The sequence below is a fragment of the Sapientia aquatica genome (assembly GCF_004358105.1).
GTDB classification, from domain to species: domain Bacteria; phylum Pseudomonadota; class Gammaproteobacteria; order Burkholderiales; family Burkholderiaceae_D; genus Solimicrobium; species Solimicrobium aquaticum.
This window is the reverse complement of sequence record NZ_SMYL01000001.1, coordinates 547,127-563,043: the sequence shown is the minus strand read 5'-3', so window position 1 is coordinate 563,043 and position 15,917 is coordinate 547,127. Positions and strand designations below refer to the sequence as shown.

The following is a 15,917-nucleotide window of genomic DNA, read 5'->3' as shown; positions in this document are numbered from 1 at the left end:
ACAGTCTGAGAAAGGTGTCGCGCATGTTGTACACAGTCAAACAGCTCCGTCAGATCGAACAAGCAGCTCAAGCAAAATTAGCATCAGGAACCTTAATGCGCGCTGCCGGTTTAGCCGCCGCGCAATTGGCTTTACAACTCCTTAACTCAACACCACAGCGCATCTTAGTCGTCGCAGGCCCCGGCAACAACGGCGGCGACGCTTTCGAAACCGCGGCACATTTAGCAAACGCAAAACACCACGTTAGCGTGCTCCAAATCCAAAGCAAAACGCCGCGCTCGGACGAAGCACAACAAGCCTTGGATAAAGCGCAAGCGCTTAAATCGATACACTGGTTAGATGCCGAATCGGCTGTGACAGAGGACTACGATTTAGTCATCGACGGCCTATTCGGTATCGGACTTAAACCGAGCAAAATCAGTCGCTCCTTAAAGCAGCAGTGCGAGCAAATTAATGCCCTGTCTTGTCCTGTTCTGGCCTTAGATATACCAAGTGGTTTGGATGCCGATACCGGCAACACCATCATTGCCTGCGCCATACGCGCCACCCATACGATTACCTTTATTGGCGACAAAATTGGCTTGCATACCGCCGATGGAAAAGACTACGCCGGGCAAATTGTCTTGGCTGACTTGGGAATCGAGCGCGGCCAATTTCCTGCATCCGACCTGCAATTAAACCGCACCGCCCTATTTCCAATTATCGGCCAAGCACGTCGACAAAACAGCCACAAAGGCAGCAATGGCACGGTGTCGCTGATCGGTGGCACAACGGGCATGCAAGGCGCACTGGTGCTGGCTGCGCGTGCCACTTTGTATGCAGGGGCAGGCAAAACTATCGCGGGCTTTATCGACAACCCGCCGCATTACGATTTGCAGCAACCAGAAATCATGTGCCGCCCAGCGCAGCAAATTATCTTTGGGCCAGACAATGCGGTAGTGATCGGCCCGGGCTTGGGTAGTTCGGTAGCGAGTTTTGAAATCGTCAGCCGCGCACTATTAGCCACCAGTCCATTAGTAATTGATGCCGATGCGTTGAATTTACTTTCACAGCAACCAGCCTTGCATGCACTGTGCAGCGGACGCGACAAGTCGAGCACCATACTCACTCCCCATCCTTTGGAAGCGGCGCGCCTGCTGGGTTGCGGCATTGATGTCGTCCAAGCTGATCGCGTGCAGGCCGCCAAAAAAATCGCGCGACGTTTTGCCGCAGTGGTGATATTAAAAGGCTCTGGAACGGTTATCGCCCATCCCGATGGCGCAGTGGTGATTAATCCAACCGGTAATCCCGGCTTAGCCAGTGGCGGCACGGGCGACGTATTAGCGGGAGTTTGCGGAGCGTTATTTGCGCAACACAAAGATTGCTGGCAAACCGCGCTCGCGGCGACGTATCTGCACGGCGCAGCAGCCGATAATTTGGTGAAACGGGGCATTGGGCCGGTTGGCTTAACGGCCAGTGAATTGCTAGTAGAAATTCGCCAACAACTTAATTCACAATAAAGAGCGATGCGATTGAATTGCCTCCAGCACAAATGGAGACAGTTCCGTCTCTTTAGCTTCATCCAGATAGGCCAACAAAGCACGTCGCATTCTTGGCTCCCAAAACTTCTTAATGTGATTGGCGCTATCCGCTAACGCTGTGGCGCGATCTGGCATGGTTTCGTAAAACGAACCGATTTGGTTCGCCATCGTCACTAAATTTTCTACGTTCATACAAGCCCTTCGTTGAACCCAGAGCCAACATCCGTCGTTTGCTCTGAGCTACATTGCGCTAATTATTTGATACCCGCTTCTTCGGCATTTTCTTTGAGCAAGCCCATTTGTTGCTCATGGAACTGTGAGTATTTTTGCTGCCATTCCGATTGCTGCAGCACCGGCATTACCTGCACCGCCGTGACTTTGTATTCAGGACAGTTGGTCGCCCAATCTGAATTATCGGTGGTGATTACATTCGCGCCGGACTCAGGAAAATGGAAGGTCGTATATACCACGCCCGGTTGCATACGCTCAGTCACCAAGGCACGCAACACCGTGTGACCCGCACGCGATTCGATGCCGACCAAGGTATTGGTTTTAATGCCGCGATCTTCGGCGTCATGCGGATGAATTTCCAGTAAATCTTCGTTATGCCAATGTACGTTTTCCGTGCGCCGTGTTTGTGCTCCCACATTGTATTGCGACAGAATGCGCCCAGTCGTCAAAATCAATGGGAATTTTGGCGTCACTTTTTCCGACGTGGCAAAGAATTGGGTATTGATGAACTTGCCTTTACCGCGCACGAACTGATCGATGTGCATGGTCGGCGTGCCATTTGGCGCAGCGTCGTTACATGGCCATTGGATGCTGCCTAATTCTTCCAAACGTTTATAGCTCACGCCTTTAAAGGTTGGCGTTAAAGCGGCAATTTCATCCATGATTTCGGACGGATGTTTGTAGTTCATTGGATAGCCCAATGCGTTAGATAACGCGACGGTGACTTCCCAATCCGATTTACCGGCTTTCGGCGGCATGACTTTTCTTACGCGCGAAATCCGACGTTCGGCATTGGTGAAGGTGCCGTCTTTTTCTAAAAAGGACGAACCCGGTAAAAACACATGCGCGTATTTAGCAGTTTCATTCAAGAAGATGTCTTGCACCACGATGCATTCCATGGCTGACAATGCTGCGGTCACATGCTGGGTGTTGGGATCGGATTGCACGATGTCTTCGCCTTCGCAATACAAGCCCTTAAAGGAACCAGACAAGGCGGCATCAAACATGTTTGGAATCCGCAAACCGGGTTCTGGGTTCAACGTGCAATCCCAGGCTCGCTCAAATTGGGTACGAATCGTCGTATCAGAGATATGGCGGTAGCCCGGCAATTCATGTGGGAACGAACCCATATCGCACGAACCTTGCACATTGTTTTGTCCACGCAGTGGATTCACGCCCACGCCTTCGCGCCCCACATTGCCCGTTGCCATCGCCAAGTTCGCGATACCAATCACCATGGTAGAACCTTGCGCGTGTTCGGTTACGCCTAAGCCATAATAAATTGCGCCATTATTCCCTTGCGCGTACATGCGCGCGGCACCGCGCAGTTCCTCGGCGCTCACGCCAGTAATCGGCTCCATCGCTTCGGGCGAATTTTCTGGTTTCAATACGAACTTAGTCCAATGTTCAAACGATTCGGTGTCGCAGCGTTGCGCGATGTAATCGGCGTCGAACAATTTCTCGCTCATGATCACATGCGCTAATGCGGTAATCACGGCCACATTGGTCCCCGGTTTCAGTTTTAAATGATAATCCGCTTGAATGTGCGGTGACTTGACCATTTCTGTGGTGCGCGGATCGATCACGATCAGCTTTGCGCCTTGGCGCAAGCGGCGCTTCATTTGGGAGGCGAATACTGGATGCGCAGCCGCCGGATTGGCACCAATAATCATGATGACGTCGGACTTCATGACCGAATCAAACGTCTGGGTTCCAGCCGATTCGCCCAGCGTTTGTTTAAGTCCAAAGCCGGTTGGCGAATGGCACACCCGGGCGCAGGTATCGACGTTGTTATTGCCAAACGCAGCGCGCACTAATTTCTGTACCAAATACGTTTCTTCGTTGGTGCAGCGTGACGAAGTAATGCCGCCGATGGAATCTTTACCAAACTTGGCTTGAATTCGGCGGAATTCGGACGCGGCGTAATTTAAGGCTTCGTCCCACGACACTTCTTTCCAAGGATCGGTGATATTTTTACGAATCATGGGCTTTAACATGCGGTCTTTGTGGGTTGCATAACCCCATGCAAAACGACCTTTCACGCAAGAATGTCCGTGGTTCGCGTGTCCATCCTTGTTCGGCACCATGCGCACAACTTCATTGCCTTTCATTTCGGCTTTGAACGAGCAACCAACGCCGCAATACGCACACGTCGTGATCTTGCTGTGTTCCGCTTGCCCCATCATGATTATGGTTTTTTCGGTCAAGGTGGCAGTTGGGCAGGCATCGACGCAAGCGCCGCAGGAGACGCATTCGGATTCCATAAATGGCTGGCTCTGCCCCGGAGAAACACGCGATTCAAAGCCGCGGCCAGAAATCGTCAAGGCGAAGGTTCCTTGCGTTTCTTCACAGGCTCGCACGCAGCGATTGCAGACGATGCATTTCGATGCGTCGTAGGTGAAGTAAGGATTGGATTCGTCCTTTTTTAATTCCAGATGATTTTTACCTTCGTAGCCGTACCGCACTTCGCGCAAGCCAACCACGCCAGCCATGTCTTGCAATTCGCAATTACCGTTGGTTGGGCAGGTTAAACAATCGAGCGGATGGTCAGAGATGTATAACTCCATGACGCCTTTGCGCAGGCTGGCCAGTTTTGGTGATTGGGTTTTGACCTTCATGCCCGGCTCGCACGGCGTGGTGCAGGAAGCGGGGTAACCGCGCCGACCTTCGATTTCAACCAAACATAAACGGCATGAACCGAACGGCTCCAAACTATCGGTGGCACACAATTTTGGCACGTTCACGCCCGCTTCTACCGCTGCGCGCATCACCGACGTTCCGGCGGCGACTTGGACTTCTACGCCATCAATTTCAATCGTGACCAGGTTCTCGGATTGGCGCGCTGGGGTGCCGTAATCGGTTTGGTTTAGTTGGTTCATTTGTCGTCCTTTACCCAAGATAACTATTTGGGAAAATTTATTATTTTGGTGGATACATTAAAAAATCGTTGTCAACCTTGATGCACCTGCTTCGCGCTCGCTAATGCCGCTCACCGATTAAAATCATTCGGAAAATAATTTAACGCCGACAACACAGGATTAGGCGTCAAGCTGCCCATCGCGCACAGCGAACCGCTGACCATCACATCGCATAAATCGCGCAATAATTCCACCTGCTGCACGCGATCTTGGTTGGCGATAATTTTATCGACTGTCTCAACACCGCGCGTCGAGCCAATCCGGCATGGCGTGCATTTTCCGCACGATTCGGCAGCGCAAAATTCCATCGCATAGCGCGCTTGTTTGGCCATATCGACAGTATCGTCAAACACCACAATCCCGCCGTGCCCAACGGTCGCACCAATGGCGGCAAACGCTTCGTAATCAATCGGCGTATCAAATTGCGATTCGGGCATATACGCGCCCAAGGGGCCGCCGACTTGCACGGCGCGAATCGGCCGACCGCTGGCTGTGCCGCCCGCATAGTTGTCCAACAAATCGCGCAAGGTCACGCCGAACGCCTTCTCAACCAAACCGCCCTGCTTAACGTTGCCTGCCAACTGAATCGGCAAGGTGCCGCGTGAACGTCCCATGCCGCAGTTTTTGTAGAATTCCGCACCGCGCGCCAAAATTAGTGGTACCGCGGCTAACGAGATTACGTTGTTAATCACAGTCGGTTTGCCGAATAATCCTTCAATCGCTGGCAATGGCGGTTTAGCGCGCACAATGCCGCGCCGCCCTTCTATGCTTTCTAACAATGCAGTTTCCTCACCGCAGACATAGGAACCTGCCGCCTTTCGTACTTCCAACTCAAAGTCATGCCCAAAGCCGCAAATATTTTTGCCTAAATAGCCGTGTTGGTTAGCTAGCGCAATCGCCTTATTTAATGCGGCGATAGCATGGGGATATTCCGAACGCACATAAATAAATCCGCGTGTCGCGCCGACCGCTAAGCCAGCAATGGTCATCCCTTCGATCAACATGAACGGATCGTTTTCCATCACCATGCGGTCCGAAAAGGTACCCGAATCGCCTTCATCTGCATTACACACCACGTACTTTTGATCGGCTGGTGCGTTGAGTACCGTTTTCCACTTAATCCCCGTTGGGAAAGCCGCACCGCCGCGTCCGCGCAAGCCCGAATCCAGCACCTGCTGCACCACATCAGCCGCCGCCATCGCCGCCGCATGGCGCAAACCAACATAACCTTCGTGCGCCAAATAATCGTCTAGCGAAGTCGGCTCGGTGATACCAACGCGCATAAACGTTAAACGTTCTTGGTTTTTTAAAAAAGGGATTTCTTCGGTCAAGCCCAAGGACTTAGGATGCGATCCTGCATGAATAAAGTCCGCCTCAAACAATCCAGCTACGTCCTCCACTTCAATCGGACCAAAGGCGATTCGGCCTTTATCGGTCGCGACTTCGACCATAGGTTCCAACCAAAACATGCCGCGTGAACCATTGCGAATGAGCTTGATTTCAATGCCACGGGCTTGTGCTTGGCTAGCGATTTTTTCGGCCACTTCATTGGCGCCCAGCGCAATGGCAGACGAATCAATCGGTACGTAAATCGTTGGTATCGTCATGCTGCACCTCGTTTCGCGGCAATCAGGCGATTGAATTTTTCCACCGACATGCGCGCATAGACATCATTGTTGATTGTCATCGACGGCGCGCAACCGCATTGGCCTAAGCAATAAACTGGCTCCAAAGTGAATTGACCGTCGGCACTAGTTTCATGAAAGTTACAACCCAACGCCGCTTTAGCATGTTCAGCCAAGGCTTCGCCGCCCATTGCTTGGCAGGCTTCGGCGCGGCAAATCTGCACGACTTGTTTGCCTGCTGGGTGCTGCCGAAAAAAATGGTAATAGGTAATCACGCCATGCACTTCTGCGCGCGAAATGTTGAGCGCGTTGGCAATGGTCGGCACAACTTCGGCGGGAACAAAGCCAACTTTTTCCTGAATTGCATGCAGCATCGGCAGCAACGCGCCCTGCTCGTCTTGGTGCTGCTCGATGATATGAGCGATGCTGGCTAAGGCGGCGGCATTAAGCGCGCTGGAGGGTATGGAAGTACCTTTATTGCCCTTACCTAGGTCGTTTTGTCTCAATAAACTTTGTGCACTCATGCTCAACCTCAAATTAGGTTACATTTGACATATATGCTTACAAAAGCATATAGTCTGCTAGTTATTCTTGTTTATGCTCTACGTTAGCATCAATGTTTCTTCCCATCAATAGGCTGTAAACTACATATAGCTACCCCATGTATAAAGTCCACATCACTCCGCACTGGGAAATCAGCAAAGACAACGATGCCGCTTTGGATACCTCGGCATTGCTCGATTTACTGCTAGCTGTGCAAGAAGACGGTTCGATTGCCAAAGCAGCCGAGAAAGTCAAACTTTCCTACCGTTATGCATGGGGATTATTACGGGATGGCGAAAAATTGTTTGGCGAGTCGTTAATGACCACCAATCGCGGGCGCGGCACGGTTTTAACCCCATTGGCAGAAAAACTGATTTGGGCCGAGCGCCGGATTTCGGCCCGCTTGTCGCCCACCTTGGACAGCCTTTCGTCCGAGTTGGAGCGTGAATTGAATGTCAATTCCAGCGAAAATACCGGCGCGATTCGACTGCATGCTAGTCACGGATTTGCCGTGGCCGCCATGCTCAACATTATCAATCAAGAAAATTTGACCACCGAAGTTCGGTACCGCAACAGTACTGATGCAGTCGCAGCCTTAGCACGTAAAGAATGCGATTTAGCCGGATTCCATGTTCCCTTAGGTGAATTTGAAGCGCCAGCGGTTGAGCAGTTTTTGCAGTGGCTCAATCCAAAAACTCATTGCTTAATTCATCTGGCCGTGCGCACCCAGGGATTGATTTTAGCCAGCGGCAACCCCAAAAAAATTCGCGGTATAAAAGACTTAAACCAACCCAATTTAAATTTCGTCAATCGCCAAAAAGGCTCAGGAACTCGATTACTACTAGAACTCATGCTTGCTAAGCAGGCTATCGCAAGCAAGGAAATTCAAGGCTTCGACAACAACGAATTCACCCATTCTGCCGTGGCGGCGTTTATCGCTAGCGGCATGGCGGATGTAGGCTTTGGTGTGCAAACAGCGGCGCAGCGCTTTGGCTTGGATTTCATCCCGCTAGTGAAGGAGCGCTACTTTTTTGCGTTATCGATCAATGCATTAAATGATCCCAAGATTCAACAGATTATTGGAATTTTAAAGTCTGCTCACTTTCAGCAGGAGGTGGATAAGTTGGTGGGATACGAGTCTGGCGAGACGGGAGAAATTATCTCGATCACCGATGCGTTTGGAGCACGAAAAAAATCCAAAACTAATTAGGCTGCTTTAACTAATGACTCGCTCAGGGTGCGCGTACACAACCAAACTCCCTTTGCGTACAAAGCCCACCAACGTTAAGCCATGTTGATCGGCATGTTTAATCGCCAAGCTGGTTGGCGCAGAAATAGTCGCCAACAATGCAAAGCCTGCGCGTGCCGTTTTTTGCGCTAACTCGTAACTAGCGCGGCTGGTCATAATCACGCAACCACTATTCGGATGGTAGGAAGCTGGGTCTGACTTAATTGCGCCAATTAATTTATCAAGCGCGTTATGCCGCCCTAAATCCTCGCGCACTAACAGCACTTTTCCTGCTGCGTTAATCCACGCCGCCGCATGCATCGAACCGGTAATTCGATTAATCGCCTGCACTTGCTGGAGTTCGTTAAAACCATTCAGCAACGCGGCTTGAGAAATAGCAAACGGTGAATCGATTAATTCGCTCGTTCCCATTTGCTGGGGCAGATTATTAGTCTCAAACGAAGTCAAGCTCTCTATCCCACAGATTCCGCAACCCGTGCGCCCCACCAGACTGCGCCGATGTTCTTTCAGTCGCATAAAACAAGCCGTTGAAATCGTCAAATGCACTTCAATACCAAGCTCAGGATGATGAATTTCTTCGATCTCATAGACTTCGGAGCGCTGATTGATAATTCCTTCGGAAAAGCTAAAGCCAATCGCAAAGTCCACCAAATCCAATGGTGACGCCAACATCACCGCGTGAGAAATCCCGTTGAACACTAAGGCCACCGGCACTTCATTGGCGACGAAATCTTCGCTCGCGCTAAAGTGATTGTCTTTGGCGCGCACGATGGCGACTTGGCTATAGCCAATTTCCGGCGTATTCGGTTCGTTGGGCAAGGACGTGTTTTCCAATTGGGATAATTCCTACACTTGTGTTGATGCTCGGCAAAATATGTTCGCAGATTACCATAAGTGACGCGATCTCGATTTCAATGAAAAAAGCCGCTACCTGTCACGGTAACGGCTTTTACTATTCGATTCGTTAACGGATCGAATCCAAGCAGAAGATTTATTTAAACAAAATCAATGCTTTTTGCAAGGTAATCCAAATACCAATTGCCATTGGAATTCCCACGGCAGACCAAGCCAGCAAGATAAGCACTGGATGGCTAATTGGCGCAACGTCCGACGTACCAACGGCCGAGCCGACATTTGCCGCAGCAGCCTTGTCGCTAGCCAGCTTGCGTTCATGGGCTAATTCTTCCTCAGTCATAAAATGGCGTTTATCAACTGGACGCACCAACAGATTGCAGACAAAACCGAGCGCCAACATACCGGCCAAAACGTACATCGTCACGTCATATGCTTGCGCCTTTGGCACGCCGCTATTGAGCTGATATTCACGAATCGAATTAACCACCATTGGGCCGAGCACACCGGCAGTAGCCCAAGCAGTCAGCAAACGACCATGAATTGCGCCAACCATTTGCGAACCGAACATATCGGCTAAATAGGCCGGAACAGTGGCAAAGCCGCCGCCGTACATCGACAAAATAATGCAGAACGACAGCACGAACAACGCTAAGTGATCGCTTTTCCCGATGGTCGGAATGGCGCCGTACAACAAGAAACCAATGACGAAGAATGCAAAGTAAGTCATCTTGCGGCCAATGTGATCCGACAACGACGCCCAGAAAAAGCGACCGCCGATATTGAACAACGACAGCAAGCCAGTGAAGCCTGCCGCGATGGTGGCGATTTGGGCTTTTTGCGCCACGCTCAAATCATTAAAGCCTAAATCCAGGCCGATTAAATGGCCGCCAAAGACTTCCTGCAATAGCGGTGAAGCCATGCCCAAAATACCAATCCCAGCCGTCACATTCAAACACAGTACCGCCCAAATCAACCAGAATTGCGGCGTGCGCCAAGCTTTGCTGACATGCACGTGTTGGTTGGTAATCATGGCGTTATTCACTTGCGCGGGTGGCGCAGTCCAGCCGGCTGGCTTCCATCCATTTGCAGGAATGCGGTAAGCGAACGCTCCAGCCATCATGAACACAAAATAAATCGCGGCCATGGTTAAAAAAGTTTCCCAAACACCGACCGAAGTTGGGGTGGCAAAGTGGCGCATCAACCAATCCGCCAGCGGAGCACCAACCATCGCGCCGCCGCCAAAACCCATAATCGCCATGCCAGTTGCCATACCGCGCCGATCGGGGAACCATTTAATTAAGGTGGAAACCGGTGAAATATAGCCCAGACCTAAACCAATCCCGCCAATCACGCCAGCACCCAGCCACATCAAAATAATTTGATGTAGGTAAATCCCGAGAGCGGAGACCACCAGACCACCGCACCAGCACAAGGCCGAAACGACACCCGCTTTACGAGGGCCAACGCGCTCTAACCAACCGCCAAGAATCGCTGCGGCGCCGCCCAGAAAAATAAAAAATAATTGGAACATCACAACTAAACTGGAAATTTTCCAATCGCAGTTGGTCGCAAAAAGTTCTTCGAAGAAACCCAAATCCTTGGCGCAAGCCAACGGATTAGTAACGCCAATGGCGCGCGACAATGGCAGCCAGAATACGGAAAAACCATAGGCCATCCCAATACAAAGATGAATGGCGAGTGCGGCAGGCGGAACTAACCATCGATTAAAACCAGCGCCAGCTACGGTGTGTTCCTTATCAAACATTTGAGAAAAAGACATTCACGACCTCCGTTTATAATTGATTTTTTAAACAAAATATTTTCTTGTGGAAACTATTTTGCTCGGAATAATGTCCGAAAAAAACTTGTATGACAATCATATTTACCACTGTTACATGTGCGTGCGCAGCAAAGTTCAAATCTAAAATTCATCCCGATTTAATCGGCTATTTCAACTAAAATGCTGGCTCGCCAGCGACTCAAGCAGTCCTAAGTTAAATTATTAGCGCGTTGCCAACTAGCAACAATTTTGCAACACCCAATTCGCCAGAAACGGATCGACCACGGCTATGGATTTCATTAATCAGCACCAAACCCACATTTGCGATCAACTCAGCACCAAAGGCTGGGTCATCATCGACAACTTTTTACCCAAGGAATTAATCGAGCAATTGGCGCGTGAATGCCGCGAACGTGATAGTGCAGGCAATTTGGAGCAAGCCGCCGTTGGTCGCGCCAACGCTCGCGCGGTGCAGCAGTCGATACGCGGCGATAAAATCCAATGGCTAGAGCACGGCATGTCAGCCGCCATCGATTCCTACCTCAATAGCATGAGCGCCTTGCGGCATATGCTCAACGAACAGCTTTTTCTGGGATTAGAAAGCAACGAAAATCACTTCGCACTCTATCCGCCAGGCGCTTTTTATCAACGTCACCTTGATCGTTTCCGCGATAACGACAGCCGCACGATTTCCTCGGTTTTGTATTTAAACGAGCATTGGCAAGCTGATTTTGGCGGCGAACTACGCCTATTTGATCAAGATCAAGCAATCGACATCAGCCCAATCGCCAATCGCTTGGCTCTATTTGTATCCGCCGATATTTGGCATGAAGTCTTACCTACCAAGGTCCAACGGCTGTCGCTTACCGGATGGTTTAAACGACGAACCTGACTTTCAGGCACACAATTCCAATCCCCTACACAAACTAAAAGGCCTAATTCTTTACAGAACTAGGCCTTTTCAACTTCTACACCCAGCAAGCACATTAGGTTTCTTCTTGCTCAGCGGGCCAATCACGAATATAGGCTTTGAGCATTTTGTTTTCAAAGCTTTGTGCTTCCAACACGGCTTTCGCAACGTCATAAAATGAGATCACACCCAACAACACTTTGGCATCCATTACCGGCAAATAGCGCGCATGTTTTTCTAACATCACGCGACGCACTTCGTTGACTTCGGTTTCTGGCGTGACAGTTAATGGATGATCATCCATGTATTTTCTTACTGTCCACGTTCCCAAAGAACCGCCGTTAGCGTGGATCGCTTTAATTACTTCACGGAAAGAAAGCACGCCAGCCAATTCACCAAATTCCATCACTACCAAAGAGCCGATATCCTTTTCTTCCATCAGATTGACGGCATTCAACATGCTTTCGTCAGGCGTCACGGTGTAAAGAATATGACCTTTTACTTGCAGAATTTCTGAAACTTTCATGCTTTCCTCCACGACAATTTGTTTTAAAATAAGCGTCTTAAAAAACTGCAGTGCTGAAACAATACTGACGTTGATTAAGGTCTCCGAATGTTATCGGGTCAAAACGCGGACTAACCTAAACAATGTATCTTAAGCGACTCAAAAAATCCAGCAATTGAGTCGGGCGAATGCAAATTGCTCCGTCGGTTTACGCAAAATAATAACTATCATCCCCCAACCAGAAATAGTTAACACAAATCCACCACCGAATTTAGAAAGCCATTATGAGCACATCCGACACACCCGGATTTGACACCTTGTCCTTGCACGCGGGCGCCGCGCCTGACTCGGCAACCGGCGCACGTGCCACGCCGATTTATTTCACTTCGTCGTATGTCTTCGACGATGCCGATCAAGCGGCGGCGCTATTTAATATGGAACGCACTGGTCATGTCTATTCGCGTATTTCTAATCCGACCAACGCCGTTTTGGAAGAACGCATTGCAGCATTAGAAGGCGGCGTGGCGGGCTTAGCGGTCGCAAGTGGTCAAGCAGCGATGCATTTAGGATTAAGCACTATCGCTGGCGCTGGCTCCCATGTTGTCGCTTCGCGCGCTTTGTATGGCGGGTCGCACAACTTGTTGGCGTACACATTAAAGCGATTTGGGATTGAGACTACCTTTGTCGATCCGCGCAATATTGACGAATGGTGCGCCGCAATAAAACCAAATACCAAAGTAATGTTTGGCGAAACCTTGGGCAATCCTGGCTTGGACGTTTTCAACATTCCCGCCATCGCGCAATTGGCGCACGAAAACAATTTACCGTTGATGTTGGATTCAACTTTTACCACGCCGTATTTATTGCGCCCGTTTGATCACGGCGCGGATTTAGTTTTTCACTCCGCGACTAAATTTTTGTGCGGACATGGCACGGCTATTGGCGGTTTGTTAGTCGATGGCGGACGTTTTGATTGGCAGCAAGCTTTTGACCAAACTGGACGTTTTGCGGAATTGTGCGCACCGTACGACGGCTTTCACGGCATGGTGTTTGCCGAAGAATCGACCACCGCCGCATTTGCCTTACGCGCACGACGCGAAGGGTTGCGCGACTTCGGCGCTTGCATGAGTCCGCACAATGCCTTTGCAATTTTGCAGGGTATTGAAACCTTATCGCTGCGCATGGATAAACACATCGCCAACACCCGCAAGATCATTGAGTTTTTATTGACTCATCCTGCGATTGAATCGGTAACTTATCCTGAATTAGAAACGCATCCCGATTACCAATTAGCCAAACAATTGCTACCCAAAGGCGCTGGTGCAGTATTTACTTTTTCACTCAAAGGCGACCGCGCAGCCGGTGCACGTTTGGTTGAATCACTCAAAATATTCTCGCATCTGGCCAATGTTGGCGACGCTAAATCGTTAATCATTCACCCAGCTTCCACGACGCATTTCCGCGTCCCAGCAGATCAATTAGCAGCATCAGGAATTACCGAAGGCACGATGCGCGTGTCGATTGGATTAGAAAATGTGGACGACCTAATCGCCGATTTAAGCGCTGGCCTAAAAGCCGCACTCGCTACCAAAAAGGGAGCGTGAGATGCTATTTCAAGTCAATCACCAGCCCGCTTACTGCTACACCGGCAGCAAACCGCTGCAACCCAATTTACCGACCTTAGTCTTCATCCACGGCGCCCAAACCGATCATTCTGTCTGGGCCTTGCAAAGCCGTTATTTTGCCCATCATGGCTTTAACGTGTTAGCGCTTGATCTGCCCGGACATGGCCGCAGTTTGGGCGCGGCGCTAACAAATGTTGAGGACATGGCGCACTGGATCATCGCCCTGTTGGACGCAGCGCAAATCGCGCAAGCGAGTTTGATCGGGCACAGCATGGGTTCATTAATCGCTTTAGAAGCAGCGCGTATCGCCCCGACACGGATAAGCAAATTAGCCTTACTCGGGAACGCTTATCCAATGAAAGTGGCAGACGCTTTATTAACGATGGCACATGACGACGAACCTGGCGCCATCGAATTGGTCACGACTTGGTCGCATTTGAATGCAACTCAGCAAACAGCGATTCCCGGATTTAGCTTACAAGGCAGCGCCCGCCGTTTAATGCAACGTATGTCGGCGATTAATCCTGCTCAGTTATTTCATACCGATTTTTCAGCCTGCAATAATTACCAGCAGGGCGAACTCGCCGCGCAAGCAATCACCGCGCAGCAATTACCCGTGTTATTCGTCATGGCCAAGCAAGATCGCATGACGCCAACCAAAGCCAGCGCAGCGTTACGCTCCTCCATTGTCCATGCCAAAACGGTTGAGATCGACCAATGCGGACATTCTTTAATGACCGAGCAACCTGACGCTGTGTTGAACGCGCTCAAACAATTTTTAAACCAATCCCACTAACAAGAATAAACAATGAGTACTCCTAGCATTTGGCTATTTACCGCTACCGAAGCGGCTCTTTCTCTCTCTCCTGGCCCCGCCGTCATTATGGTGGTGGCCTACGGCATCGCTCGCGGGCAGCGCGGCGCGTTATGCGTCACCAGTGGAATTCTCGCCGCCAACGCGCTGTATTTTGCGCTGTCCGCAACCGGAATCGGTGGATTGATTGCCGCGTCGCCGGATATTTTTCATGTCATCAAATGGCTGGGTGCGGCCTACTTGATCTACCTCGGCTTGTCAGCGATTTTCGGCAAAGTGTCACCTATTACCTTGTCCAAATTGGATGCCAGTAACAGTTCGGGTTGGCATATTTTTCGAGCAGCGGCATTGCTGCAATTATCAAATCCCAAGTCTCTATTAATGTTTGTCTCCATCTTGCCGCAATTTATAGATCCGACCGCATCGATCGGTTGGCAAATGCTGATCTTGGCAGCCTGCTCGATCGTGCCGGAATTCTTTATTTTATTAGGCTACGGCGCATTGGCCTCCAAGGCTAGCAGCACCTTGACCCAGCAAAAATATGCTGTCATTACCGAGCGCGTAGCGGGATGTTTGGTGCTCATGGCGGGGGTAATGGTGGCAGTTGTCTAGGCAATCACGCCTATTCAATTGCTACACACCCGAGTAATCAATTAAACGGTTAGGGCGTTGCTCGCGGGCGCCCTCGCTGATTGACCCAAGCATCCAGCAAGGATGACCTAGGCAAAAAAAGGAGCCTAAGCTCCCTTTTTCAGATACCGAAAATCCGGCAATTACGCGCCAAATTTACCAGTAATTTTAGCAACACGTTCACCATACAAACGCGCTGTTTCCAAATCACCTGCATTAACTTCATCGACGCTCGCATCCGACGGTGTTTGCATCATCGCGCCAGCTGATGAAGCCACGTAGTTGATGTCGTCACGCTTAGCTGACTTCGCATTCGATGGCAACAAACCCAGACCAACCCACACGCCACCGTGTTGCATTGCTAAAGTCATGAAGTAATGCAAGGTCGAGTGCTTATCGCCATTCATCGAGGCGGAATTCGTGAAACCGCCAAACACTTTGTCTTTCCATTGTTGGCTAAACCATGCTTTAGAAGACGCGTCAGCGAACTTCTTAAACTGCCAGCTTACTGTTCCCATATACGTTGGTGAGCCAAAAATAATCGCATCTGCTGCGTTTAAAGTTGCCCATTGCGCCTCAGTGATATTGCCTTCTGCGTCAATGGCGATCAATTCGCCATTAGCACCTTTGGCGACGGCTTCCGCCTGTTTAACAGTGTGTCCGTAACCACTATGAAATACCACAGCAACTTTAGTCATATCTAACTCCCTTT

14 protein-coding genes are annotated in these 15,917 nt (G+C 50.2%); 6 read left to right on the top strand and 8 right to left on the bottom strand.

Going from position 1 to position 15,917, the window contains the following annotated elements; genetic code table 11:
• The first annotated feature begins 23 nt into the window (after nucleotides 1-23).
• The gene (locus tag E2I14_RS02610) at nucleotides 24-1,499 is read left to right on the top strand and encodes an NAD(P)H-hydrate dehydratase (protein ID WP_133325113.1); all 1,476 of its coding nucleotides are present in this window, start codon (nucleotides 24-26) and stop codon (nucleotides 1,497-1,499) included.
• Here E2I14_RS02610 and E2I14_RS02605 read toward each other — a convergent pair.
• The 4 genes from E2I14_RS02605 to E2I14_RS02590 form a co-directional block, all read right to left on the bottom strand.
• Entirely contained in the window at nucleotides 1,491-1,712 is a 222-nt protein-coding gene (locus tag E2I14_RS02605) for a formate dehydrogenase subunit delta (protein ID WP_133325111.1), read from the bottom strand. The genes E2I14_RS02610 and E2I14_RS02605 overlap by 9 nt on opposite strands.
• A gap of 62 nt (nucleotides 1,713-1,774) precedes the next feature.
• On the bottom strand, nucleotides 1,775-4,630 hold the full coding sequence (fdhF, locus tag E2I14_RS02600) for a formate dehydrogenase subunit alpha (RefSeq protein ID WP_133325109.1): 2,856 nt from the start codon (nucleotides 4,628-4,630) through the stop codon (nucleotides 1,775-1,777).
• Between the two features lie 110 nt (nucleotides 4,631-4,740).
• Complete coding sequence (locus E2I14_RS02595) at nucleotides 4,741-6,276, bottom strand: formate dehydrogenase beta subunit (protein ID WP_133325108.1); 1,536 nt, start codon at nucleotides 6,274-6,276, stop codon at nucleotides 4,741-4,743.
• A complete protein-coding gene (locus tag E2I14_RS02590) occupies nucleotides 6,273-6,818 on the bottom strand; it encodes a formate dehydrogenase subunit gamma (RefSeq protein ID WP_133325107.1) in 546 nt (181 codons plus the stop codon). The genes E2I14_RS02595 and E2I14_RS02590 overlap by 4 nt, the downstream gene beginning before the upstream one ends.
• A gap of 137 nt (nucleotides 6,819-6,955) precedes the next feature.
• Between E2I14_RS02590 and E2I14_RS02585 the strand changes: the two genes are divergently transcribed.
• Entirely contained in the window at nucleotides 6,956-8,047 is a 1,092-nt protein-coding gene (locus E2I14_RS02585; RefSeq protein ID WP_133325106.1) for a substrate-binding domain-containing protein, read from the top strand.
• Between the two features lie 6 nt (nucleotides 8,048-8,053).
• Here the strand turns inward: E2I14_RS02585 and fdhD are convergent, their stop codons facing one another.
• Nucleotides 8,054-8,920, bottom strand: a complete 867-nt coding sequence (gene fdhD, locus E2I14_RS02580) for a formate dehydrogenase accessory sulfurtransferase FdhD (protein ID WP_227544561.1) — start codon at nucleotides 8,918-8,920, stop codon at nucleotides 8,054-8,056.
• A 157-nt stretch (nucleotides 8,921-9,077) separates the two neighbouring features.
• Entirely contained in the window at nucleotides 9,078-10,721 is a 1,644-nt protein-coding gene (locus E2I14_RS02575; RefSeq protein WP_227544560.1) for an OFA family MFS transporter, read from the bottom strand.
• Between the two features lie 289 nt (nucleotides 10,722-11,010).
• On the opposite strand from E2I14_RS02575, the gene E2I14_RS02570 reads away from it, so the two are divergent.
• A complete protein-coding gene (locus tag E2I14_RS02570) occupies nucleotides 11,011-11,613 on the top strand; it encodes a 2OG-Fe(II) oxygenase (RefSeq protein WP_133325105.1) in 603 nt (200 codons plus the stop codon).
• Between the two features lie 94 nt (nucleotides 11,614-11,707).
• On the opposite strand, the gene E2I14_RS02565 is transcribed toward E2I14_RS02570, so the two are convergent.
• A complete protein-coding gene (locus tag E2I14_RS02565; protein ID WP_133325104.1) occupies nucleotides 11,708-12,157 on the bottom strand; it encodes a CBS domain-containing protein in 450 nt (149 codons plus the stop codon).
• A gap of 263 nt (nucleotides 12,158-12,420) precedes the next feature.
• On the opposite strand from E2I14_RS02565, the gene E2I14_RS02560 reads away from it, so the two are divergent.
• Genes E2I14_RS02560 through E2I14_RS02550 form a run of 3 tightly spaced genes read left to right on the top strand, consistent with a single transcriptional unit; the run spans nucleotide 12,421 to nucleotide 15,187 of the window.
• On the top strand, nucleotides 12,421-13,740 hold the full coding sequence (locus E2I14_RS02560; RefSeq protein ID WP_133325103.1) for an O-acetylhomoserine aminocarboxypropyltransferase: 1,320 nt from the start codon (nucleotides 12,421-12,423) through the stop codon (nucleotides 13,738-13,740).
• Between the two features lies 1 nt (nucleotide 13,741).
• Entirely contained in the window at nucleotides 13,742-14,557 is an 816-nt protein-coding gene (locus tag E2I14_RS02555) for an alpha/beta fold hydrolase (protein WP_133325102.1), read from the top strand.
• A 12-nt stretch (nucleotides 14,558-14,569) separates the two neighbouring features.
• The gene (locus E2I14_RS02550; RefSeq protein ID WP_133325101.1) at nucleotides 14,570-15,187 is read left to right on the top strand and encodes a LysE family translocator; all 618 of its coding nucleotides are present in this window, start codon (nucleotides 14,570-14,572) and stop codon (nucleotides 15,185-15,187) included.
• Nucleotides 15,188-15,348: 161 nt separating this feature from the next.
• Here the strand turns inward: E2I14_RS02550 and E2I14_RS02545 are convergent, their stop codons facing one another.
• The gene (locus E2I14_RS02545; RefSeq protein ID WP_133325100.1) at nucleotides 15,349-15,903 is read right to left on the bottom strand and encodes a flavodoxin family protein; all 555 of its coding nucleotides are present in this window, start codon (nucleotides 15,901-15,903) and stop codon (nucleotides 15,349-15,351) included.
• Nucleotides 15,904-15,917 lie beyond the last annotated feature (14 nt).

Coding starts and splice junctions, on each gene's coding strand:
- E2I14_RS02605 (WP_133325111.1), bottom strand. CDS start 1,712: ATGAACGTAGAAAATTTAGTGACGATGGCGAACCAAATCGGTTCGTTT.
- E2I14_RS02560 (WP_133325103.1), top strand. CDS start 12,421: ATGAGCACATCCGACACACCCGGATTTGACACCTTGTCCTTGCACGCG.
- E2I14_RS02570 (WP_133325105.1), top strand. CDS start 11,011: ATGGATTTCATTAATCAGCACCAAACCCACATTTGCGATCAACTCAGC.
- E2I14_RS02545 (WP_133325100.1), bottom strand. CDS start 15,903: ATGACTAAAGTTGCTGTGGTATTTCATAGTGGTTACGGACACACTGTT.
- E2I14_RS02585 (WP_133325106.1), top strand. CDS start 6,956: ATGTATAAAGTCCACATCACTCCGCACTGGGAAATCAGCAAAGACAAC.
- fdhF (WP_133325109.1), bottom strand. CDS start 4,630: ATGAACCAACTAAACCAAACCGATTACGGCACCCCAGCGCGCCAATCC.
- E2I14_RS02610 (WP_133325113.1), top strand. CDS start 24: ATGTTGTACACAGTCAAACAGCTCCGTCAGATCGAACAAGCAGCTCAA.
- E2I14_RS02565 (WP_133325104.1), bottom strand. CDS start 12,157: ATGAAAGTTTCAGAAATTCTGCAAGTAAAAGGTCATATTCTTTACACC.
- E2I14_RS02575 (WP_227544560.1), bottom strand. CDS start 10,721: ATGTCTTTTTCTCAAATGTTTGATAAGGAACACACCGTAGCTGGCGCT.
- E2I14_RS02590 (WP_133325107.1), bottom strand. CDS start 6,818: ATGAGTGCACAAAGTTTATTGAGACAAAACGACCTAGGTAAGGGCAAT.
- E2I14_RS02555 (WP_133325102.1), top strand. CDS start 13,742: ATGCTATTTCAAGTCAATCACCAGCCCGCTTACTGCTACACCGGCAGC.
- E2I14_RS02595 (WP_133325108.1), bottom strand. CDS start 6,276: ATGACGATACCAACGATTTACGTACCGATTGATTCGTCTGCCATTGCG.
- E2I14_RS02550 (WP_133325101.1), top strand. CDS start 14,570: ATGAGTACTCCTAGCATTTGGCTATTTACCGCTACCGAAGCGGCTCTT.